18 protein-coding genes are annotated in these 23,672 nt (G+C 59.5%); 3 read left to right on the forward strand and 15 right to left on the reverse strand.

What is annotated here, in order from left to right:
- Both gorA and S7S_RS09550 read right to left on the reverse strand, forming a co-directional pair.
- Positions 1-1,350, reverse strand: coding sequence for a glutathione-disulfide reductase (gorA, locus tag S7S_RS09545; RefSeq protein ID WP_008735552.1), 1,350 nt, complete (start codon positions 1,348-1,350; stop codon positions 1-3).
- A 107-nt stretch (positions 1,351-1,457) separates the two neighbouring features.
- A complete protein-coding gene (locus S7S_RS09550) occupies positions 1,458-3,047 on the reverse strand; it encodes an FMN-binding glutamate synthase family protein (RefSeq protein WP_008735551.1) in 1,590 nt (529 codons plus the stop codon).
- A 395-nt stretch (positions 3,048-3,442) separates the two neighbouring features.
- Here S7S_RS09550 and S7S_RS09555 point away from each other — a divergent pair, with 395 nt between their 5' ends.
- Positions 3,443-4,069: a lytic transglycosylase domain-containing protein gene (locus tag S7S_RS09555; RefSeq protein WP_008735550.1), complete on the forward strand. Its 627-nt coding sequence runs from the start codon at positions 3,443-3,445 to the stop codon at positions 4,067-4,069.
- A gap of 12 nt (positions 4,070-4,081) precedes the next feature.
- On the opposite strand, the gene S7S_RS19840 is transcribed toward S7S_RS09555, so the two are convergent.
- Together S7S_RS19840 and ppsA are read right to left on the reverse strand one after the other, a co-directional pair.
- Complete coding sequence (locus tag S7S_RS19840; protein WP_008735549.1) at positions 4,082-4,369, reverse strand: Rieske (2Fe-2S) protein; 288 nt, start codon at positions 4,367-4,369, stop codon at positions 4,082-4,084.
- An 86-nt stretch (positions 4,370-4,455) separates the two neighbouring features.
- Complete coding sequence (gene ppsA, locus S7S_RS09565) at positions 4,456-6,828, reverse strand: phosphoenolpyruvate synthase (RefSeq protein ID WP_008735548.1); 2,373 nt, start codon at positions 6,826-6,828, stop codon at positions 4,456-4,458.
- Positions 6,829-7,097: 269 nt separating this feature from the next.
- Here ppsA and ppsR (S7S_RS09570) point away from each other — a divergent pair, with 269 nt between their 5' ends.
- Both ppsR (S7S_RS09570) and ppsR (S7S_RS09575) read left to right on the forward strand, forming a co-directional pair.
- Positions 7,098-7,916 carry a posphoenolpyruvate synthetase regulatory kinase/phosphorylase PpsR gene (ppsR, locus tag S7S_RS09570; protein ID WP_008735547.1) on the forward strand — a complete coding sequence of 273 codons (819 nt, stop codon included), beginning with the start codon at positions 7,098-7,100 and terminating at the stop codon, positions 7,914-7,916.
- 77 nt (positions 7,917-7,993) lie between these two features.
- Positions 7,994-8,815, forward strand: a complete 822-nt coding sequence (gene ppsR, locus S7S_RS09575; RefSeq protein ID WP_008735546.1) for a posphoenolpyruvate synthetase regulatory kinase/phosphorylase PpsR — start codon at positions 7,994-7,996, stop codon at positions 8,813-8,815.
- A gap of 115 nt (positions 8,816-8,930) precedes the next feature.
- On the opposite strand, the gene S7S_RS09580 is transcribed toward ppsR (S7S_RS09575), so the two are convergent.
- The 11 genes from S7S_RS09580 to S7S_RS09625 form a co-directional block, all read right to left on the reverse strand.
- On the reverse strand, positions 8,931-11,054 hold the full coding sequence (locus tag S7S_RS09580; RefSeq protein WP_144401632.1) for a hypothetical protein: 2,124 nt from the start codon (positions 11,052-11,054) through the stop codon (positions 8,931-8,933).
- A 24-nt stretch (positions 11,055-11,078) separates the two neighbouring features.
- Positions 11,079-12,362 (reverse strand): hypothetical protein, encoded by a 1,284-nt coding sequence (locus S7S_RS19585; RefSeq protein ID WP_169745560.1) that lies wholly within the window; start codon positions 12,360-12,362, stop codon positions 11,079-11,081.
- A complete protein-coding gene (locus S7S_RS19590) occupies positions 12,346-13,074 on the reverse strand; it encodes a DUF6160 family protein (protein WP_338010691.1) in 729 nt (242 codons plus the stop codon). Before S7S_RS19590 ends, S7S_RS19585 begins: the two co-directional genes overlap by 17 nt.
- Positions 13,071-14,375 carry a hypothetical protein gene (locus S7S_RS09590; protein WP_144401635.1) on the reverse strand — a complete coding sequence of 435 codons (1,305 nt, stop codon included), beginning with the start codon at positions 14,373-14,375 and terminating at the stop codon, positions 13,071-13,073. Before S7S_RS09590 ends, S7S_RS19590 begins: the two co-directional genes overlap by 4 nt.
- A gap of 364 nt (positions 14,376-14,739) precedes the next feature.
- Complete coding sequence (locus S7S_RS09595; RefSeq protein ID WP_008735543.1) at positions 14,740-15,066, reverse strand: GIY-YIG nuclease family protein; 327 nt, start codon at positions 15,064-15,066, stop codon at positions 14,740-14,742.
- A gap of 214 nt (positions 15,067-15,280) precedes the next feature.
- Positions 15,281-16,786 carry a bifunctional 2-methylcitrate dehydratase/aconitate hydratase gene (locus tag S7S_RS09600; RefSeq protein WP_008735542.1) on the reverse strand — a complete coding sequence of 502 codons (1,506 nt, stop codon included), beginning with the start codon at positions 16,784-16,786 and terminating at the stop codon, positions 15,281-15,283.
- Positions 16,787-16,879: 93 nt separating this feature from the next.
- The gene (prpF, locus tag S7S_RS09605) at positions 16,880-18,073 is read right to left on the reverse strand and encodes a 2-methylaconitate cis-trans isomerase PrpF (RefSeq protein ID WP_008735541.1); all 1,194 of its coding nucleotides are present in this window, start codon (positions 18,071-18,073) and stop codon (positions 16,880-16,882) included.
- A gap of 2 nt (positions 18,074-18,075) precedes the next feature.
- Positions 18,076-20,667 carry a Fe/S-dependent 2-methylisocitrate dehydratase AcnD gene (gene acnD / locus S7S_RS09610; RefSeq protein ID WP_008735540.1) on the reverse strand — a complete coding sequence of 864 codons (2,592 nt, stop codon included), beginning with the start codon at positions 20,665-20,667 and terminating at the stop codon, positions 18,076-18,078.
- A gap of 87 nt (positions 20,668-20,754) precedes the next feature.
- Complete coding sequence (prpC, locus tag S7S_RS09615; RefSeq protein WP_008735539.1) at positions 20,755-21,882, reverse strand: bifunctional 2-methylcitrate synthase/citrate synthase; 1,128 nt, start codon at positions 21,880-21,882, stop codon at positions 20,755-20,757.
- Positions 21,883-21,952: 70 nt separating this feature from the next.
- A complete protein-coding gene (prpB, locus tag S7S_RS09620; RefSeq protein ID WP_008735538.1) occupies positions 21,953-22,840 on the reverse strand; it encodes a methylisocitrate lyase in 888 nt (295 codons plus the stop codon).
- A 64-nt stretch (positions 22,841-22,904) separates the two neighbouring features.
- Positions 22,905-23,624, reverse strand: a complete 720-nt coding sequence (locus S7S_RS09625; protein WP_008735537.1) for a GntR family transcriptional regulator — start codon at positions 23,622-23,624, stop codon at positions 22,905-22,907.
- Between the last annotated feature and the right edge of the window lie 48 nt (positions 23,625-23,672).

Raw genomic sequence — 23,672 nt, forward strand, 5'->3', positions numbered from 1 at the left:
TCACCGCATGGTCACAAACTCTTCCGCCGCCGTCGGGTGAATGCCCAGCGTGCGGTCGAAGTCTGCCTTGGTGGCGCCCAGGGTGATCGCCACAGCAAAGCCCTGCACGATCTCGCCGGCTTCGTCGCCGGCCATGTGCAGGCCCACCACTTTATCGCTGGCGTCATCCACGATCAGTTTCATCAGGGTCCGCGCGCCGCTGTCACCCAGCGTGTAGCGCAGTGGCCGAAAATCGCTGCGGTAGATGCGCAACTTCCCGTAGCGTTCACTGGCCTGTTGCTCGGTCAGGCCGATGGTACCGATGTTCGGGTGGCAGAACACCGCCGTGGCAATATTCTCATAGTTGAGATACGCCGCCGGTTTGTCGTCGGCAAACAGTGTTCGCGCCAGCCACATGCCCTCGGCCAGCGCCACGGGCGTCAGTTGCACGCGGTCGGTCACGTCTCCCAGCGCATACAGGCCCGGTACCGAGGTACGGTAACCATTATCCACCTCAATGGCCCCGTTATCGCGCTGCCGCACAGACACACCTTCTGCAAACAGCCCTTCGGTATTTGGCACCCGGCCGGTGGCGTAGAATACGGCGTCGACATCGAGTGTCTCGCCGTTGTCCAGATGCAGCCTGCGGCTATCGCCCATCGCTTCAATGCGGCGGACACCGGTATTGAAGTGCAGTGCCACACCCTGTGCCTGCATCTGCCGGGCGACAAACTGGCGAATATCGTCATCGAAGCCACGCAGGAACAGCTCGCCACGATAGAACTGGTGCACCGTCACACCCAGGCCATGCAGGATCGAGGCAAACTCGGTCGCGATATAACCGCCACCCACCACCGCCACCGTGCGCGGCAGCGCGGGCAACGAGAACAGGTCGTCGGAGACCAGCGCCAGTTCACGCCCCGGCACGTCCGGCACAAATGGCCGCCCGCCCGTGGCAATCAGGATATGGCGCGCATACAGCACCCGCTCGCCGGCGCGCACCTGGTCCGGTGCAATGATCTGGCCATGGGCTTCAATAATTTCCACGCCCGCATTGACCAGCAGGCGACGGTAGATATCGTTCAGACGCGTAATTTCGCGCGTCTTGTTGTCACGCAGAGTCGCCCAGTCGAACGACGGGCTGGCCACGCTGAAGCCATAATCCTTTGCCAGCGCGAACAGCTCGCCGAATTCACTGGCATAGGCAAACATCTTCTTCGGCACGCAGCCCACGTTAACGCAGGTTCCGCCCAGGAAGCGTGACTCCAGGATCGCCACGCGGGCACCGAAGCCGGCGGCCATCCGCGCTGCGCGCACGCCGCCGGAACCGGCGCCAATCACGACCAGATCATAGGGGGGTTGCTGAGACATCTGTGCTCCTTAACAGGGGATGGCCCGGACCAGGGGCACATCGTGCCGCGCCCGGTCAGGGCTGGCAATGTATCAAACACATAGCGGCAGGCTATTTCACCCCTACTTCACTCCGGCGGCGGCAGGGACGCTTCTTCCACCAGCGGAATACGGTGACGCTTTTCCAGTTCCGCGCGCCGGCCGTGGGCAAGGTAGTGCCCGGACGGGACATTCGGCCAGACCTGATCCAGCGCCACGGTCCCGGCCCCCATCACGACCCGCGCATGGTGCCGGCGCAGCTGGCGCGGCTCGCTGACACCACAGGCATGGGCGATCACTTCCACTTCCTTGACCAGATTATTGTGGTACTGCGCGACACGGCGCGCCTTGTCCGCCGGCACCAGCCCCCGCTGCAATGCCGGGTCATGGGTGGTGACGCCAGTGGGACAGGTATTGCGATGGCACTGCATCGCCTGGATGCAACCCAGTGCAAACATATAGCCGCGCGCCGAGGTGCAAATATCTGCGCCCAGGGCAATCGCCCAGGCGACCATGTTTGGCGTGATCAGTTTGCCCGAGGCAATAATGCGGATACGGTCATGCAGGCCGTAGCCATCCCGGAGATCGACCAGCAGCGGCAGCGCCTCCGCCAGATGCAGCCCGACGTCGTCCATCAGCGCCATCGGCGCGGCGCCTGTTCCCCCGTCGCCACTGTCCACCGTAATGAAATCCGGTGCCGACTGGGGGCCACGCTGGCTGATCATCAGGAACAGGTCCTCAAGCCAGTCCCAGGTGCCGACCACTGTCTTGATACCCACCGGCTTGCCCGTCACACGACGCACACGCTCAATCAGATCCAGCAACTGTTCCCCGTTGGCCACGTCCGGATGGCGGTTCGGGCTGATCGACGCCTTCCCCACCGGGATACCCCGAATGGCGGCGATCTCCGGCGTCACTTTCGCGCCGGGCAAAATCCCCCCCTTGCCCGGTTTGGCGCCCTGACTGAGCTTGATCTCGAACATCTTCACCTGCTGGTGGCCGGCGATGTCGCGCAGGCGCTGGTCGCTGAGTTCGCCTTCCGCATCGCGCACACCGTAGCGTGCCGTGCCGATCTGGAATACCAGGTCGGCACCGCCTTCCAGATGCCAGGGCGAGAGGCCACCCTCGCCGGTGTTGAGCCAGCAACCCGCCTGGCTTGCACCACGCGACAGCGCACGCACGGCGGGTTTGGACAGCGCGCCAAAGCTCATGCCGGAAATATTGTGCAGCGAACGCGCTACATAGGGTTTATCGCAATAAGGCCCGATCATCAGCGGCAGGGTTTCCGCCACGTCCTTGTCCAGCGTGGGGTACGGCGCATTCAGGAACACCACGCGGCCAGGCACCAGGATGTGTTTGGTGGACCCGAACGGCACCATGGTCGAGAGGTTCTTGGCCGCCCGGTACACCCAGGCGCGCTGTGCTCTGTTGAACGGCAGTTCCTCGCGGTCCATCGCGAAGAAATACTGGCGGAAGAACTCGCCCAGGTGCTCCAGGACATAGCGAAAGCGTCCGATCAGCGGATAGTTGCGGCGCAGGGTGTGCTGGGTCTGGAAAAAGCGGTCCTGTAACCACATGCCGACCGCAATCAGCGTGAGAATAAGCAGCGTGGCAAAGAACAGCAGCATGGCCAGCGAGGCCAGACTTTCGACGATCCCCTGCAGCTCCGGTGACAACATATTTCCTCCTGTCACGTAGGCCATTGATGCAACGGTGTGCTCCCGTTCGAGGCTGAACGGCCGTCTCACAGACGCGAAGCCCCTCCTGTCATCTTGCCATGCATATTCAGGTATCGGATGCCCCGCGGCATTCTGCGATGGCTATTCTGGCATCCGGGTCGGTCAGCGTCGTGAAAGCACGGCGCTGTGCCAGGCAAGGTAATGGCATCAGGAACTGTGATCTTGTCCGCAAAGCGACACACTGCCGGCCGCCGCCGCCCCCTGCAACCCGTCGCAAAGGCTGGGCGGGGACAGGGACTTGCGGCATACTGACCGGCCGGCACTCAGAATAAAGCACCAGAACAGACCTTAACGGCGCCCACTACGAAGCGCCGCCAGGTGGGGGAAAAATGGGGATGGCACACTTCAGACTGACCGCGCTGATCACCGGACTGCTTGCAGTCTCGCTGCCCGGCTATGCCGAGGCCGACACCATCTACAAGTTCCGCAGCCCCGACGGCACCATGCTGTTCACCGACCGCCAGGAAATGCCGTCCGGCTATGAGTTGCTCAGCGTCCGCAAGGGCTGGAGCTACACACCACGTGCGCTGTCCGCCGACCTGCGCGACCTGTACGACCCGGAAATCCGCCTGGCCTCGCACAGCTACGGTGTGGAACCTGGCCTGATCAAGGCGGTGATCCATGCAGAGTCCCTGTTCGACCGCAACGCCACCTCCCGTGTCGGTGCCCAGGGCCTGATGCAGCTGATGCCGCAGACCGCCTCTTTTCTGGAAGTCTCCAATTCCTTTGACCCACGCCAGAACATCGCCGGCGGCACCCGTTTCCTCAGCTACCTGATGGAACGCTTCGACAACATCGAGCACGTGCTGGCAGCCTACAACGCCGGTGAAGGCAACGTACGCCGTTATGGCGGGATACCGCCGTTCGATGAAACCCGTCGCTATGTGAAAAAGGTGCTGGAGCTGCTGCCGCGCTACCGCGAGCATTTCTCCGGTGTCGAACAGACCCTGGCCGTGCGCTGACGCGCGACAGGCTCACAGCTCAACCCCCAGCCATTGCCCGTCATAAACCACCGGGTAGCGCGCCGGTTGCCCGGCCCGGCCACCCGCGCGCACATCAAATGTTTGCCCGTGCCCGGGACAGCGCAACTGATAGCCGCTTAATGAACCACGCCCGAGATCGGCACCCGCATGGGGGCAACGCGCATCCAGGATGAACACCTCCGTGCCCACGCAGACCAGCAGCAGCTCATGCCGTCCCAGCCGAAAGCGGGCCTTGAGGCCGTCGTGGAGTTGATCAAGCCGCAGCAAGCGCTGAAACAAAAACGCCCCCCGTGTCATGTACCAGGCAGTTGCCCGGAGCATGTCACGGAGGGCGTTTAAAGGCCAGTGCTGGCCAGGTATGTCGCTTACTTGCCGTGTTTCTCGGCCAGATAGAACCAGGTGCCCAACACCGAATCCGGGTTCAGGGACACGCTGGAAATGCCCTGCTCCATCAGCCATTTGGCCAGGTCCGGATGGTCAGACGGCCCCTGACCGCAGATGCCAATGTATTTGCCGGCCTTGTTGCAGGCTTCGATGGCCATGCTCAGCAGCTTCTTCACCGCCGGGTCACGTTCATCGAACAAATGGCTGACGATGCCCGAGTCACGGTCCAGGCCCAGGGTAAGCTGGGTCAGATCATTGGAGCCAATCGAATAGCCGTCGAAGTGCTTCAGGAAGTCATCAGCCAGCAGCGCATTGGTCGGCAACTCGCACATCATGATGATGCGCAGGCCGTCTTCGCCACGCTTGAGGCCATTTTTGGCCAGCAGCTCGATCGCGTGCTCGGCCTCGCCCACAGTGCGTACGAACGGCACCATCACTTCCACATTGGTGAAGCCCATTTGCTCGCGCACTTTCTTCAGCGCGCGGCATTCCAGCTCGAAGCAGTCGCGGAAGTTTTCGCTGATGTAACGGGACGCACCACGGAAGCCCAGCATCGGGTTTTCTTCTTCCGGCTCGTACAGCTTGCCGCCGATCAGGTTCGCGTACTCGTTGGACTTGAAGTCCGACAGCCGCACGATCACCTTCTCCGGGTGGAACGCCGCCGCCAGGGTGCTGATGCCCTCGACCAGTTTCTCGACATAGAAGTCCACCGGGCTGGTGTAGCCGGCAATACGCTTGTCGACGGTCTGCTGCAGTTCGCGCGGCAGGCTGTCGTAGTTGAGCAGTGCTTTCGGGTGCACGCCGATCATGCGATTGATGATGAATTCCAGGCGTGCCAGGCCGACGCCCTGGTTCGGCAGTGTGGCGAAGTCAAACGCGCGGTCCGGGTTGCCGACGTTCATCATGATCTTGAACGGCAGTTTCGGCATCGACTCGATGGAGTTGCGCTGGATCTCGAATTCCAGCCGACCTTCGTAGATCTTGCCGGTATCACCCTCGGCACAGGAAGCGGTGACCATCTGACCGTCGCTCAGCAGTTCCGTGGCATCGCCACAGCCGACGATGGCCGGCACACCCAGCTCGCGGGCGATAATGGCCGCGTGGCAGGTACGGCCGCCGCGGTTGGTGATGATCGCAGAGGCGCGCTTCATGACCGGCTCCCAATCCGGGTCGGTCATGTCGGTGACCAGCACATCGCCGTCCTGAACCCGCTCCATCTCCTTGATATTGTTCACAATACGAACCGGACCTGCGCCAATGCGCTGGCCAATGGCGCGGCCTTCGACCAGCACCTTGCCTTTCTGCTTGAGCAGGTAACGCTCCATGACCGACACGTCAGAGCGGCTCTTTACCGTCTCCGGACGCGCCTGCACGATGTACATCTTGTTGTCGTCACCGTCCAGCGCCCACTCGATGTCCATCGGGTGGCCGTAGTGTTTCTCGATCTCGATGGCCTGGCGGGACAGGTCTTCCACCTGGGCATCCGTCAGCGCAAAGCGCATGCGGTCTTCGCGGCTGACGTCGACGATCTGCACCGACTTGCCGGCACTGGCTTCGCTGCCGTAGATCATCTTCTGCAGCTTGGAGCCCAGATTGCGGCGCAGGATAGACGGCCGCTTGTTCAGCAGGGTCTTTTTGTGGACGTAGAACTCGTCCGGGTTCACCGCGCCCTGCACGACCATTTCGCCGAGGCCATAGGAGGCAGTGATGAACACCACATCACGGAAACCCGACTCGGTATCCAGGGTGAACATCACGCCGGCGGCGCCGGTTTCGGAGCGCACCATCCGCTGGATGCCGGCGGACAGCGCCACACCGGCATGGTCGAAGCCCTGGTGGACACGATAGGAAATGGCACGGTCGTTGAACAGGGAAGCAAACACTTCCTTGACCGCTACCAGCACGTTCTCGACGCCTCGAATGTTGAGGAAGGTTTCCTGCTGGCCCGCGAACGAGGCATCCGGCAGGTCCTCTGCGGTGGCGGAGGAACGCACCGCCACAGCCAGCTCGGCATTGCCGTCACTGATCTGCGCGAAGGCGTCACGAATCTGCTGCTCCAGTTCCGGCTGGAACGGTGCTTCGGCGACCCAGCGACGGATCTCGGCGCCAGTCTCGGCCAGAGCCACCACGTCATTGACGTCGAGCTTGTCGAGCGCATCGTTGATCTTGCGGGTCAGGTCGTTGTGCTCAAGGAAATCGCGATAGGCCTGCGCCGTGGTGGCGAATCCGCCCGGGACAGACACCCCTGCGGCCGCCAGATTGCTGATCATTTCGCCCAGGGACGCATTTTTGCCCCCGACCGTTTCCACGTCGCCTTTGCCCAGGCGTTCAAACCAGACTACGTACTCCGCCAAGGTCCTGCTCCCTCAATTACCGGAATGGATGGATGTGTCGCGGGGTATTCTACTCAAAAACCCGGGCAGTTTCTCGCCTCTCGTCATGCGACTTTCGGGGTCCCCCTGATCGCCCCCTATGCCGCCGGCTTTCAGGGGTTGGCGCCCGCCCCGCCCGGGCGGTCTTGCCCGCCGGAGCCGGCACGGCTAACCTGCGCAATCCGCCGGCCCGTGGCGTTTTCCCCGATCCGGCCGGCGTCGACCTCTGCCAGCGGGAGCCCAGAAGACCCATGAAACGTACGGCTTTTTTTGTCTCGGACGGCACCGGGATCACTGCGGAAACCCTCGGGCATTCGATGCTCAGCCAGTTCGGCGACATCCAGTTCGAGCAGATCACCCTCCCCTACGTGAACTCCCGTGAAGCGACCGAGCAAGCCGTGGCACGTATCAATGACAGCGCCCGGGCGGATAATGCCAAGCCGATCGTCTTCTCGACCCTGGTCAACGAGGAGCACCGGGAAATTCTTGCCGGCTGCGAAGCACTGCTGCTGGACATGTTCGCCGTATTCGTCGGCCCGCTGGAACAGGAACTGGGTATGCGCTCCAGCCACAAGGTTGGCCAGAGCCACTCGATCCGCGACCACGAGGCCTACCGCATCCGCATCGACGCCGTGCACTTCGCGCTAGACAATGACGACGGCGCCCGCACCCGCCACTACGACCTGGCCGACGTCATCCTGGTAGGCGTCTCACGCAGCGGCAAGACGCCCACCAGCCTGTACCTGGCGTTGCAATTCGGCCTGTACGCGGCCAACTACCCACTCACCGAAGACGATTTCGACGACCTGCGCCTGCCCGAGGCACTGATGCCTCACAAGGACAAGTTGTTCGGCCTGACCATCGACGCCGAGCGCCTGGCCGCTATCCGCAGTGAACGCAAGGCAGGCAGCCGCTACGCATCCGCGCGTCAGTGCGACATCGAAACCCGGGCGCTGGAAGCGCTGTTCAACCGCTATAACATCCCCAACCTGAATGCCACCGAACTGTCGATCGAGGAAATCTCCACCCGCATCCTGGCCAAGACCGGCCTGCAACGGCGGCTGCAGTAAAGCGCGGCGGCTATACAGGTGTCCTCTGCCTCTGTCATGCTGCCGTCTGCGTAATACTTTTTTCTGGATAGCCTGTCATGACTCATCGCTCCGTGTTCGTGGTCTCTGGTGGCACCGGCATTACCGCCGAGGCGATCGGCAATTCCATGCTCAGCCAGTTCGGTGACGTGGCGTTCACCCAGCATTCGTTGACCTACATCCGTACCGAAGACGACTGCCGTCAGGCAGTGGCGCGTATCCAGGCCGCAGCCGAGCAGGACGGGACCCGGCCAGTGGTCTTTTCAACGCTGGTGAACCCGACCCACCGCGAACTGCTGAACCAGTCCGGCGCACTGGTGCTGGATCTGTTCGGCACCTTCCTGCAACCACTGGAAGCAGAGCTCGGTGTCCGTTCCAGCCAGAAAGTCGGCTACAGTCACGCCGTACGCGATCCGTCCGCGTACCGGGTCCGTATTGATGCAGTGCATTTCGCGCTGGATAACGATGATGGCGGCCGCACGCATCACTACGACAAGGCAGACATCATCCTGATCGGCGTTTCCCGTAGCGGCAAGACCCCCACCAGCCTGTACCTGGCATTGCAGTTTGGCCTGTACGCGGCCAACTACCCGCTGACGGAAGAGGACTTTGACGATTTGCGGCTGCCGGAAGCGCTGCAACCCTATCGGGACAAGCTGTTTGCCCTGGTCATCGATCCCGAGCGCCTGACCGTCATTCGCCAGGAGCGCATGGCCGGCAGCCGCTATGCTTCACTACAACAATGTGAACAAGAGACTCGCACCTTTGCCGCGATCATCGGGCGTTATAATGTGCCTTCGATCAACGTGACAGAGCGTTCGATCGAAGAGATTTCGACGCGGATTCTGGCGCAGACGGGGTTGCAGCGGCGGATTCGGTAATCCCTTAGCAAAGAGGTCCGCACTGGAGCTCTCCACATTCGTCAAATCAAGGCTTGCTTGCCCCGCCGGCTTCTGAAGCAAGCCGGAGCCATCTCTATCGTGAATATGACCCACTCTAGTTCTGTGGTCGAATGGAAACCGAGCTGTAAACAACGCCAGAGGGAATGACAATACTCCCGAAGTTATCATTTTCACCTAGGCTGATATCGCCTTTAAGGACACTTCCCTGAATCGCTGTATCCGCCAGAAGAATATAGTTCGCAATAGTTAACTCTGGCCGTCCATGCACTGTCTCCACACCAGAGCTCAGCTGTATGCGCCCATCCTTCCAGAGTAGGGCTCCCGACACATTGTGAATTCGCCAGGCGGCCGTTGGCACAGAAGGCTCAGCGATCGATATATACGCATTGCCATTGAAATCGAACAACCCTTCGAACGGTACGTAGTTCTCACCGCCATTCGCCCCCAGTACAAATACGAAGCGGTCTGTTTCCAGATTCACGTCAAGCAACAAGCCCTGTACCAAATCCTCCAGGTTGCTCAGGTCGCCACCGCCAAACATGCCCCTGAAGTTATACTGGGCAGCCACACCCTGCCCTTTGCGATCGGTCTCCAGCCATACCCCTGGCGACAAGGTATGGCGCAACACGTCACCATTCAAACGATAACTGCTGGCTGTCGCAGGGTTAACCAGACGGACGGCCATGTCCTCCACTCGCCACAAGACATCAGCGTTCACCAGACCAATACCGAAGCCCGCTTCGCCCGCCTCCGTATCCCCAATCATGAAGTGGGTATTGGTCGCCCACCGGGCGCGGGGATCACTGGCCGGATCTCCCGCCACTACGCCAGCAAACTTATTCTGTGCCGCGTGCCAGTATCCCGGAGATTGGAACCCCAGCACCATGTCTGCCCGGAAACCGACATCAGATCCTGACGCCTCCGGCCGGATGAATACATTGCCATCGAATTCTCCGAAGGTGTACAAAAGACTCCAATTGAACTCATCGGTCTTGATGTGCTCACCCCAGGCCCCACCACTGTATTCCCGTTCCCATATCTCGACCTTCGTATTGTAGGCATGCAGACCTGCGCCGCGAATCAGCATGGCCAAGGTATTGTCGTCAGGAGAGAGGTACACGTACTCGCCGCCGGCAGCGCCACACGCGGAAGATGTAAGACTGCCCCCCGTGGTAGCTCCCCCAAAGCAGATCCCGCCTGGATCACTGCCCGCGCGAAGAGCGTCCAACGTCAATGGTAAACGGAAGTCGTAATCCGCCATGGCCACACCAGGACGCGCCACGCGTGCCCCGGAAGAAAACCCTGGCTGAGCCCCCAAACGTTGCCAACCTGAAAACTCGGCTCGGGCACGCGCCTGGTGGGGCTGACCGATAATCCAAACAAATTCTTCACCAAAATCCAGTTTCAAGTCGGTATTCAGCCCTTCAGTACGGGCACTCAAGTCATAAAAGCTACCGGTCGTACCTTCCCATGCTCCACCGCCCATCAAACGCAAATCCACATTGCGCAAATTGCCCCGCCAACCAGTATGGACCAGCCCGTCATGATCAGCTTTGTCATAAGGGTTCGTGGTTGCAGCAGCGAAACTCAAATCGAAAGTGAGGTCAAAATCTGCTTCTGGCGCAGCAATCAACACCCCATTAGCGTCCAGTCCTACTGTGCCCTTAGGGATATCAATGCCAATGACAAAATCGAGCAATCCCAGTTCGGGTGCACCACCGATATCACGCTGCCGCCAGAAGATATCCCCTTCGCTGGTATAATTCAGCACGGCATTGTCACTGTTGGTATTGAAGGGCCCACCTTCATTGATTAGCAAAAACGAGCCGCTGGTGTTGATGGCCAGTGACCCCATGGTGTTATTCGGCTCTCCGCTGTGAGCGATTCCCCCGATGCGGGCCTGAAGCTCAGACCAACTGCCAGTCAGCATCACAGCATCAGCACCGACATCCAGCGTAAAGTCAGCACTATCGGCCCATTCCACAGAGAGGTTTTTGAGGATCAGAGACGCGGTTGTGGCCGCGTTCTCGGCGTCCATTGCCCAAGTAACCTGCTGCGCGGTAATGGGAGAGTCAGTTTCCAGTGAAACAGCAAGTCCTGCCTGGCCTGTAGATTGCGAGAGCTCCATATCTGTCAATGGCTCCAATGTGGCGGCAGACACTGAAAAGACCAGGCTTCCGGCCAGCAATCCGGCTCGCAGAGCGGTTGTAAATCGCATAGACATCATCACTCGCCTTTGATCTCAGCAGAACGTTGCCGAACCCCAGCAATTATCAAAAACCGGATCCAGTGGAACGAGATTTCCCGCCAACGCATTCCCACTCAGAATTGATTGGGTAAATACCGTCATGGGTTCAGACACCTGCAAGGTGAAAGCATCTGGCAGATACATGGCCCACCCCTTAGGCACATCCGCAGCGTAACCAGGATACCTAATACTGCGCTCTTGAAACGAGAGCCCAAACAGTGGAGAGTCAACTTCAACACGATGGAGATTGGAAATATTGAATGGAATATTACAGTCATTTAGATTAGGGCATCCCTGACGCCCCACACCCAATCCCTGACCTAACTGCCCCACAACCCTGTCTCGAATATTGGTGGCAATAAGTCCCAGCACAATATCGCCCAAACCACAACCAAAAGCATTGTAGGTTCTTCTACAACCAACCTCCTGCGTCAATGAATCAACGATATTGTAGAGACTATTAGCACCACCAGCATGCACCTGCGCCTGCTGGATCCTCGAACCATTGGCAAGAACAGGATAAGTAGCCGACTGACCAGGATAATACACTTGATACTGGCTCGCCCACGCGAGACACCCAATAAAAGAAACAAGACACCAGTCAGATAGTCCGATATTTGCGCTATAAGCAGGCGTACGGGTTCCTGTCGGCGAGTATCCTGTGTTTGTGGTCAGCGCGACATTATCCTGACCTAACAACTCAATCTCCGCCACTGCGCTTAAGTATCCACTAAATACTTTAAACTCTCCGATACTAAGAGGGCCCTCAGCATTCTCAGCCCCGAGGCGCACCCCAACCACTCGCCTGTGAGCAGGCTGATCGTCATTCTCAATCGCAAACTGAAAGAAAGGTCTATTAAAAATGAAATCGCGCAATTGTGTAGCCACACTCGAGTCCACACATTCCCCGCCAGCGTTCGCGGTACAGCCGAACATCACATGCTCGGCCAAGATATCAACATCAAGAGCGCCCGGACCTGTTCTCCCAAGCTCGAGTCGCTCTATATTCAGGTTAAGGCGCAACTCCGCATCAAGGCCTGCACTGTAAAACGTCAGCCCTGAGGTACCATTGCCCTCGCCATCCCCCTGGACTTTATTGGTAACAATCAGAGCCTGCCCAACAACCCCTGCCATTTCGCTGTCTTCCATGGGCTGGAGCCCCGAAGGAAGCTGCCCTTGAGGAATGGCAGCGTGGCCCCACGCAGGCAAGAGACTGGCCAGCAAGAACAATAGCGGAACCAAGAAGACGCGGCCTGCCATATCAGTACCCGAAGACATAGACCTCTCCCTGAAAAGCCCATCCCATGAAATTATTGCCAACCTCGACATCTCCGATTTGTGCCCCCAGGAAAGTACCTGGCACTGGTGCAGCGTAGCCATCCACAGCAGTAATCGCTGCCAACCCATCAAGATTGAGCGCAATCTCGGTATTGGTGAAACCACTGCTGACATTAGTGCCTGGATCATACGACAGCGCCAAAGACGGTGTGGTCAATCTCATAGCTGGCATAGCCTGTATGGCCGCGGGAACATCGTTCACCGAAGTGCAATTGGAGAGCATACATTCATCATTAATATCAAAAAAACGATTATGTGTTGCAGGGCGGCCATCTGCCATGGAGAGATCAAACCCAGGCACATTAGCGGGAGTCATCTCTGGTATAACATCGAGCAATATGTCGTTTACTTTTACCGCCACTGACCAGCCGTTGAAAACAAGCCACACGTTGTCGCGATTTGCAAAGGATAACGCCCAACGGCATGGATTATTAACACCGCTACAAGACACTCCATACTCCGACGGCGCACCGTCCACACCCAGCGGCCTGCCATCCTCAGTCATGTTCACCCGTAACTCCAGCGCCAGAGCAACCCCTTCCTGACCAGTGACGGCTGCCATATCGGCATCACCAAGCGGTTGCATCGCATACACCGGCTTTATTACCGCCCAAACTGCCAAACCTAGCCATAGTGAGAGAACAGGTCTCATAAGCCACCCGCCCCCAAAGTCGTCAGGGTCATTGACTGGATACGGAGCCCCTCAATACGAGAAACACCCAGATGTTGTGTCACAACATCTGCATTATTACGGAAGGAAATGCCATTATCGCGCGCAGTGAAACGATTAGGATCAGAAAAGTCACCCCATCGGATATAGCCCTGCGTTTCGAGGTTAGGATTACTTATCTTGGAAACACTATTCCCATCCGCAGTTGTTATTGTTTGGGTTGCACAATCCGCACCATTCGCGCTTCCACAGTAAAATTCGTTATAGATCATGCGAAAAGCGAGCATGTCCTGGGACTGCCCCGACTGCGGTGCGATGGGAGTGAGCCGGAGAATAAAGTCACCGGTTGTGCCGGAAGGTTCAATCTGCAAGGTCTGATAATGCATACGGCCAATCGGGATATAAGCGTCTACATCATGAAAATAGAAACCTTCAGAATCATTAAAGAATGGGACGATTCCCTTCCCATCCCGGTCATCCGTATTTTGACCTACAGAAAATCTGAAGTCGCCTGAAAGGGCGCTCTCATAAATGATGCCGAAAGAGCCATTCTGGGAGGGATCAGCCATAGTGCCCTGCTGCGTGCGCAGGTAGCGGATCACCGCCGGCTTGCCGTCTTTGGTAGTGGGGCTACCATGGATCAGAGTCTGACTCTTCAGCAAGCCAGCCCCATCATGCGAGCGGTTCGTCAGGTCATTGCCTGTACGTCCCACCTCGATCTCTCCCCAGAAACTCCATCGCCAGTTATCCGTTTTGCTAGGGCCTATCAGCTCCATCACTGAGGGCATATCGCTGCCTTCACGGAAGGTCCCCTGATAATCCACACCAGGGTACTCGTACACACGAAAGACATAGGGATTCATCACCGAGGCAAAGCTGGGCACCCCCTGGACACCAATGGGACAACGCAAGGCTTCACTCTGGTCGCAACTTCCTCCCGCCATGCCCGGCTGATGGAACGTGGTACCTGTCCCCGCCCCAGTCTGCCCACCGGTCCACGCCGTCCCGTAGTAGAACAGGTCACCTCTTTGCCAACCGGCGGCGGCGGCGGCCGGGCCAGGCTGTCGGCCAGTAACCCAGATATAGCTGGTTGGAGCTGCCTGGAAGCGAAAATTGTGCGCGGCGATTGCAAGGCCGGCGCCAGTCACGCCGGCCATCTCGTCTTCGGCAAGTGGGGTCATATTACCTGAGGAGAGCGACGCACTGGCCACACTCGCCGCTCCGAGCAGGAGCAGCGGGCCAAGACAGGACAAAAATCTCCCCGGAACCAAATAAATACGCACGTTATGCCTCGTTTTTTATTATCAATGCGGGCGGCCTCTAACGGGCCTGGTGGCTACTTCCGCATCGCGTGCCGGTCACTGCACTGCTTTGGACCGGTTTCCTGACAGGCTCAGGCTACATTTGCTCACACAAATGAGCAACCACACCCGGTCACCCGTTACAATAGCTATACAATAAAACCGCCTTTTAATTCATTGCTTTAGCTTTCTTGCGGACCAGAAGCCCGGTGCAGCTGGACCTGGCGGCATGCTGGCGAGGCCGATTGTTACCAAGCGTAACACTTTGCCAGCCCCCCTCAGCATATCGTCATTCTCGCCCCTCCTTGACGCCCCCACCCTCCTCAGGCGAGCTCTGGCAGGCTCATCAAGAGGTACCAATGATGTCTAGGTCCATCGCCAGATCGCGCCACAGCGGATTGTGCCTGGATATCAACGCCAGCAGGTCCGGCCGATGCATCGCCTTGATCATGCGCTCCCGGCGCACCGCCAGATACGCATACTGCTGTGCCTCAAAATACACCAGCTTGTTATTGCTGCGTGGATTGTAGAAGCACGTGGTCGAACGCAGCTTGTGGATAATTACCCGCCGCCGCAGGTCCGGCGTCATACCGGTATACAGCGTGGAATGAAAACGATTGGTCAAAATATACACGTAATAGCGTCGGCTCCCCGGCATTTCGTCCTCCAGCATCCCTGAGCACAATTCGACGAAAGATTGTGTCAGCAAAATGACGAAACACTGACGGCTGGAACCGACAAAGCATGTAAGCGAATGCCGATTATCGACCGGAGAGATCTGCTCGACTAATGCAATGCTTGAACTGGCACACACCTCATTCAGGTTCTACGCCCTTGACTTGCCGGGCACACCATAAGAACAATATCATCCGCATCCCACAACAATATCAATCTGTTACCGTCGCTTGCTCTGTCACAAACAGCGCCATGAAATCGGTCACCGGCATGGCGTGCAACATCTGCGAATCACCGCAAGCTGTCAGTATTTGCTGCCGCCTCTGTTCGTCAAAACAGGTTGCCAGATTGTCCCTGAACTTGCTCACGAGTGCCGGCAGGCCCTCCTCACGCCGCCGCCGATGTCCGAGTGGGTACTCCACTGCCACTTCGCCCGTATCGCTGCCATCGGCAAACCAGACCTGTACCGCGTTGGCAATCGAACGTTTGGCGGGATCATGATAATCCCGGGAATAGCGGGCATCCTCCCGTATTTCCATGCGCTCACGCAGCCAATCAATCAGAGGATGGGCAGCGTGAAATGAATCCTCGTACTGCTCTGCCGTCAGCGTGCCACACATCAGTGCGACCGCAACCATGTACTGCAAACAGTGATCCCGGTCTGCCGGATTGGCCAGTGGCCCGATCTTGGAAATGATGCGAATCGCAGATTCATGCGTGGTGATGACAATCCGTTCTATCTCATCAAGACGGTGCCGCACCTGGGGGTGCAGGCAGACGGCGGCCTCAATGGCTGTCTGCCCGTGAAATTCAGCCGGATAGGAAATCTTGAACAGAATGTTCTCCATGACATAGCTGCTGTAGCCGCGCTGAAACCGGAATACACGTTCCACTTCCGGTTTCAGGGCCAGATCCTTGCAGGTATGGCTGAACGAGACATCATAGAACCCCCATTGCGGCGCGGTCAGTGCACCGGGGATACCCATTTCGCCGCGCAGGGCCATATCCGCCAGGCGCACACCGCGACTGGCTGCATCTCCGGCGGCCCAGGATTTGCGTGAGCCCGCGTTGGGGGCATGGCGGTAGGTGCGCAGAGCAGCACCGTCGACCCAGGCATGCGAGACAGCCGACATGATCTGCTCACGGCTTGCTCCCATCAATTTTGCTGCCACGGCAGTGGACGCCACTCTTACCAGCAGGACATGACATAGACCGACCCGATTGAAGCTGTTCTCCAGCGCCAGAATGCCCTGTATCTCATGTGCCATGATCATGGCGTCCAGCACCTGCCGCATGGTCAATGCGGGCAAGCCCTGACTGAGATGCTTCTGAGAAAGATGATCCGCCACGGCGAGAATCGCACCGAGATTGTCCGAAGGATGTCCCCACTCTGCAGCCAGCCAGGTGTCGTTATAGTCCAGCCAGCGGATGGTACAGCCGATATCCCAGGCCGCCTTCATCGGATCCAGCCGGTACGCCGTGCCGGGCACGCGTGCGCCGTGTGGCACTCGCGTGCCGTCGACCAGGGGGCCGAGATGCCTAGTGCATTCGGGAAACCGCAATGCGAGCAATCCACAACCCAGTGAATCCATCAGGCAGTAGCGAGCAGTTTCGAGGGCTTCGGTTGAAGTAACCTGATAATTCAGGACGTAGTCAGCGATATCCTGGATGACCTGATCATAATCAGGGCGAGTATTCAGATCAGCATTGCCTGTCATGGGGCGTCCTCCTTCCATTGAATGAGAACCGGCCTGTGCCCCGCGATATAAGGTGGATGCAGGCGCACGACCAACATCCACCCTACCACAACGTCAGAACGCATCACCCGGTATCCGCACCTGACCTTCCATCAGCACCCGCGCGCTGCGGCTCATGATGGCCTTGGTCACTGTCCATTCGCCGTTGAGCTGCTTCGCTTCCGCACCGACACGCAAGGTGCCAGAGGGGTGGCCGAAGCGTACCGCGCTGCGTTCGCTGCCACCGGCGGCAAGGTTCACCAGCGTACCGGGGATCGCGGCGGCCGTGCCGATAGCCACCGCAGCGGTGCCCATCATCGCGTGGTGCAGCTTGCCCATGGACAGTGCCCGCACCAGCAGATCAATATCGCCTGCCGCGACCTGTTTGCCACTGGAAGAAACGTAGCTCGCCGGGCCGGCAACGAACGCGACTTTCGGCGTGTGCTGGCGACCTGCGGCCTCGTCCACATGCTTGATCAGGCCCATCCGCACTGCGCCGTGTGCGCGAATCGTCTCGAACATCGTCAGCGCCTTGTCGTCGCTGTTGATCGCTTCCTGCAATTCAGTGCCGGTATAGCCGATGTCTTCCGCGTTGATGAATACCGTCGGGATACCGGCATTGATCAGCGTCGCCTTCAAGGTGCCGACACCGGGCACTTCGAGGTCATCCACCAGATTGCCGGTCGGGAACATTGCACCACCGCCCTCCCCGTCGTCGTCAGCCGCCGGATCGAGGAATTCGATCTGCACTTCCGCCGCCGGGAAGGTGACGCCGTCGAGCTCGAAGTCACCCGTTTCCTGCACTGCGCCGTTGGTGATCGGCACGTGTGCAATGATGGTCTTGGCAATGTTGACCTGCCAGATACGCACCGTCACCACGCCGTTTTCCGGTATCTGCTCCGCCGGGACCAGGCCGTTGCTGATGGCGAACGAACCGACCGCCGCCGTGAGATTGCCACAGTTACCGCTCCAGTCCACGAACGGCTTGTCGATGGAAACCTGTCCGAACAGATAGTCCACGTCATGATCTGCGCGGGTGCTTTTCGACAGGATCACCGTCTTGCTGGTGCTCGATGTCGCCCCGCCCATGCCGTCGATCTGTTTGCCATAGGGGTCCGGGCTGCCGATTACCCTCAGCAGCAGCTTGTCACGTGCTTCGCCCGGCACCTGCGCTGCCTCTGGCAGGTCCGTCAGCTTGAAGAACACGCCCTTGCTGGTACCACCGCGCATATAGGTGGCGGGAATGCGTATTTGAGGTACGTGCGCCATGGTCAACCGGCCTCCGCCATGAATTCTTTCGCGAATTTCTGCAGGATGCCGCCGGCGGCGTAGACAGACACTTCTTCTGCGGTATCCAGACGGCACATTACCGGCACCCGTTGCACCTCGCCGTTGCGGCGATGAATGACCAGGGTCAGCGTCGCGCGTGGCGCCGGCTCACCTTCCACATCGAAGCTTTCGGTGCCATCGATGCTCAGCGTTTTACGGGTCGTGCCTTCCTCGAACTGCAACGGCATCACACCCATGCCAATCAGGTTGGTGCGGTGAATGCGCTCAAAGCCTTCGGCAACGATCGCTTCCACTCCGGCCAGCGCCACGCCCTTGGCCGCCCAGTCGCGCGACGACCCCTGGCCGTAGTCGGCACCGGCAATGATGATCAGCGGCTGCTTGCGCTCCATATAGGTTTCGATCGCTTCCCACATGCGCATGACCTTGCCTTCCGGCTCAACGCGTGCAAGGGAGCCCTGCACCACTTTGCCATCTTCATCCGTCACCATTTCATTAAACAGTTTCGGGTTCGCCAGCGTGGCGCGCTGGGCGGTCAGGTGATCACCCCGGTGGGTGGCGTAGGAGTTGAAGTCCTCCTCCGGCAGGCCCATCTTGTGCAGGTATTCCCCGGCGGCACTGTCCATCATGATCGCATTCGAGGGCGACAGGTGGTCGGTGGTGATGTTGTCCGGCAGCACTGCCAGCGGCAGCATGCCCTTGAGCGCGCGCTGGCTGGCCATATTGCCTTCCCAGTATGGCGGGCGACGGATGTAGGTGGACATCGGGCGCCATTCATACAATGGGCTGGACGCGCGCGCGCCATCGCCTTTTTTCTCGAACATCGGAATATAGGTCTGGCGGAACTGCTCAGGCTTCACCGCCGCCTTGACGATGGCGTCGATTTCTTCATCGCTCGGCCAGATGTCTTTCAGCGTAACTGGATTGCCGTCCTGATCATGCCCCAGCACATCCTTCTCGATATCGAAACGGATGGTACCGGCGATGGCGTACGCCACCACCAGTGGCGGCGATGCCAGGAACGCCTGTTTGGCGTACGGATGGATCCGGCCATCAAAGTTCCGGTTGCCGGACAACACCGCGGTGGCATACAGGTCACGGTCGATAATTTCCTGCTGAATGGCCGGGTCCAGCGCGCCGCTCATGCCGTTACAGGTGGTGCAGGCGAACGCCACCACATCGAAGCCGAGTTGTTGCAGCTCCGACAGCAGATCAGCCTCTTCCAGGTACATCTTCACCGTCTTGGAACCCGGTGCCAGGGAGCTTTTTACCCAGGGCTTGCGCAGCAGGCCCAGCTTGTTCGCGTTACGCGCGATCAGGCCGGCGGCGATCATGTTGCGCGGGTTGCTGGTGTTGGTGCAGCTGGTGATGGCGGCGATAATGACCGCGCCATCAGGCATCAGCCCGTCCTGCTGTTCCCAGGCCCTGGCGATACCCCGGTTCTGCAATTCGGAGACGGGCAGCAATGCGTGCGGGTTCGACGGGCCGGCCAGGTTGCGGCCGACGGTGGACATGTCGAATTTAAGCACGCGCTCGTACTCGGCGTTTTTCAGGCTGTCTGCCCACAGGCCGGTGTGTTTCGCGTACTGTTCTACCAGTGTCACCTGTTCATCATCACGGCCGGTCAGCTTCAGGTAGTCGATGGTCTGGCCATCGATAAAGAACATGGCGGCGGTGGCGCCGTACTCAGGCGTCATGTTGGCGATGGTGGCGCGGTCGCCCACGCTGAGGGCATCGGCGCCTTCACCATAGAACTCCAGATAGGCGCCTACGACACGCTCACGGCGCAGAAATTCGGTCAGGGCCAGTACCAGATCGGTGCCGGTGATGCCGGGCTTGAGACGGCCCACCAGTTCAACACCGACGATGTCCGGCAGGCGCATCATGGAAGGGTTGCCCAGCATCACGTTCTCGGCTTCCAGGCCACCCACACCAACAGAGATCACGCCCAGCGCGTCCACCATCGGTGTATGGCTGTCTGTGCCAACGCAGGTATCGGGGAACGCCACGCCGTCGCGCACCTGCACTACCGGCGACATTTTTTCCAGGTTGATCTGGTGCATGATGCCGTTACCCGGCGGGATCACATCGACATTGTCGAAGGCCGTCTTGCACCAGTTGATGAAATGGAAGCGGTCCGCATTGCGTCGCTCTTCCACTTCACGGTTCTTTTCAAAAGCATTCTTTTCGAAACCCGGATGCTCCACGGCCAGCGAGTGATCCACAATCAACTGCACAGGCACAACGGGGTTCACCTTGGAGGGGTCACCGCCCTCATCGGCAATCGCTTCCCGCAGGCCCGCCAGGTCCACCAGTGCGGTCTGGCCCAGAATGTCATGACACACGACCCGCGCCGGATACCAGGGGAAATCCAGGTCACGACGGCGTTCAATCAACTGCTTCAGCGCATCGGTGAGTTCGCCCGGCGCACAGCGGCGCACCAGTTGTTCCGCCAGAATGCGCGAGGTGTAGGGCAGCGTGTCGTAGGCACCGGGCTGGATCGCGTCGACCGCCGCGCGGGTATCGAAATAGTCCAGCGAGGTGCCTGGCAGGGGTTTGCGATAATCAGTGTTCATGGCGTCGGGAGTCACTCGGGTCATGTGTGAAAGAGATCGTTCGGTGCGCCGGACGTGCGGGATAACACGTCCGGCGCCCCTGCGGCATCAGCGTGCGGAGATCGGTTCGACCTTGCGCGGCGCTTCGCCGGTGTATTCCGCGCTCGGGCGAATGATGCGGTTGTCCGCACGTTGCTCGAACACATGGGCCGCCCAGCCGGTCAGGCGGCTCATGACGAAGATCGGCGTGAACAGCTTGGTCGGAATACCCATGAAGTGATAGGCCGAGGCGTGGAAAAAGTCCGCGTTGCAGAACAGTTTCTTTTCCCGCCACATGACTTCTTCGCAGCGTACGGAGACCGGGTACAGCACGGTATCGCCGACATCGGCAGCCAGTTTTTCGGACCACTGTTTGATGATGGCGTTGCGCGGATCAGACACGCTGTAGATGGCGTGGCCAAAGCCCATGATCTTTTCTTTTCGCTCCAGCATGCCCATCATTTCCTGTTCGGCATGGTCTGCATCGCGGAACTTCTCGATCATGTCCATGGCGGCTTCGTTGGCACCACCGTGCAGCGGACCACGCAGCGAACCGATGGCGCCGGTGATGCAGCTATGGATATCGGACAGCGTGGAAGCACATACCCGGGCAGTGAAGGTGGATGCGTTGAACTCGTGCTCTGCATACAGGATCAGTGACACGTTCATGACCTGCTCGTGCAGGGCATTGGGTTTCTCGCCGCGCAGCATGTGCAGGAAATGCGCGCCGATGGAGTCGTCATCGGTTTCGACGTCGATCTGCACACCGTCGTGGCTGTAGCGATACCAGTAGCAGATGATCGACGGGAACACGGCCAGCAGGCGGTCGGCAGCATCTCCCTGCTGGCTGAAATCCACCTCAGTTTCCAGGTTGCCCAGCATGGAACAGCCGGTACGCATCACATCCATCGGATGTGCCTCTTTCGGGATGCGTTCCAGCACTTCTTTCAGTGCCTGGGGCAGGCCACGCAGGCTTTTCAGGCGGGCCTTGTAGCCGTCCAGTTCGGCCTGGTTCGGCAGTTTGCCCTTGAGAATCAGGTAGGCGACTTCTTCGAACTGGCAGTGTTCTGCCAGATCCTGCACGTCATAGCCACGGTAGGTCAGGCCGGAGCCGGATTTGCCCACGGTGGACAGCGCGGTCTTGCCTGCCACCTGGCCACGCAGGCCGGCGCCACTGAGTTGCTTTGCTTCTGCCATGGTGTTTCCTCTCTCTGTGTTTCTGCCCGGTGCAGGCACCGGGCGATGAAGGTCGCGTCGTTGAAAAAGCTCAGGCCTTGCCTTTGCTGAACAGCGCGTCAAGTTTCTGCTCGTAGTCGTGGTAACCGAGAAAATCGTACAGCTCCATGCGTGTCTGCATGATGTCCACCACGTCTTTCTGGTGACCGTCCTTGCGGATCGCCTCGTATACGGTCAGCGCGGCCTTGTTCATGGCGCGGAAGGCCGACAGCGGGTACAGGATCATGTTGGCGCCGGCCGCCGCCAGTTCGTCACGGGTGAACAGCGGTGTGGCGCCGAATTCGGTGATGTTAGCCAGCAGTGGCGCGCCACCGATGCCATCGGAAAAGGCCCGGTAGTCGTCCAGGGTGTGCACGGCTTCCGCGAAGATGCCGTCTGCACCTGCCTCCAGGCACGCACGGGCGCGCTCGATGGCCGCCTCCAGCCCTTCCTTCTGGAACGCGTCGGTCCGGGCAATGATGAAGAAATCCGGGTCAAAACGGGCATCCGCCGCCGCCTTGATGCGATCCACCATTTCGTCCTTGCTGACAATTTCCTTGTTAGGGCGATGGCCGCAACGCTTCTGTGCCACCTGATCTTCCAGGTGCACGGCGCCGGCGCCGGCGCGGATCATTTCCTTCACGGTGCGGCCGATGTTGAACGCCCCGCCCCACCCGGTATCGATATCCACCAGCAGCGGCACGTCGGTGGCGGCACTGATGCGACGCACATCTTCCAGCACGTCGTTCAGGCTGGTCATGCCCAGATCCGGCAGGCCATAGGAGGCATTGGCCACGCCACCACCAGACAGGTAGATGGCACGGTATCCCACCTGCTCGGCCATCATTGCGCAATAGGCATTGATGGTGCCCATGATCTGCAGCGGCTGCTCTTCCGCCAGTGCCTTGCGGAAACGCCCGCCTGCGGTCAGTGTCGTCATGCTCTCTCCGGTACGCTGGTTAAGCGGTGGGCACTTGTGGTGCCCGGTTCATCACTCCGGTCCGTCAGGGGTTCTCGCCCGGCGGCGTGGAGCGTTCGATGTTCTCTCGCGCGCGGCTGATATGCCGGCGCATCAGCAGTTCGGCCATCTCGCCGTCACGTGCTTCCAGGGCTTCGATGATGCGACGATGCTCCTGCAACGCCCGCTGAGGCCGGTTGGCCACGGTGGAAAACTGGTAGCGGTACATGCGCACCAGGTGATACAGCCCACCGATCAGCATCTGGATCAGTGTCTCGTTATGGCTGCCCTGGATGATGCGGTAATGAAAATCCAGGTCGCCTTCGCGCTGGAAATAAGCCGTGTCTTCTTTCAGGTCCTGCTGTTGCTCATGCTGTGACAGCAGTGCCACCAGGCCACGGATCTCTTCGTCGGTCATGTGTTGTGCAGCCAGGCGGGCGGCCATGCCTTCCAGCGCTTCGCGCACATGGTAAATCTCGACCAGATCCGGCAGGGTCAGGGACGCGACGCGGGTGCCCACATGCGGCACGCGCTCAAGCAGTTTGCGGGATTCAAGGCGGCGGATGGCTTCGCGCAGCGGGCCACGACTGACGCCGTAGCGGGTGGCAAGCTCGGTTTCGCCCAGTTTGGTACCAGGCAGCAGCTCGCCGCGCACGATGTCGTCCTGGAGGCGGGCAAACACCCTGTCCGCCAGGGTACGGCCATCCGTCCCGGCGATATCCGGGGAGAGCTCGTGCTGCGGGGCTTTTTCCAGGGGTTCAGACATGTGTCACGGCCCGATTGTAGACAATCTCTGCATTCGGGCCGTGACTCT

It is taken from the genome of Isoalcanivorax pacificus W11-5 (assembly GCF_000299335.2).
GTDB lineage: Bacteria > Pseudomonadota > Gammaproteobacteria > Pseudomonadales > Alcanivoracaceae > Isoalcanivorax > Isoalcanivorax pacificus.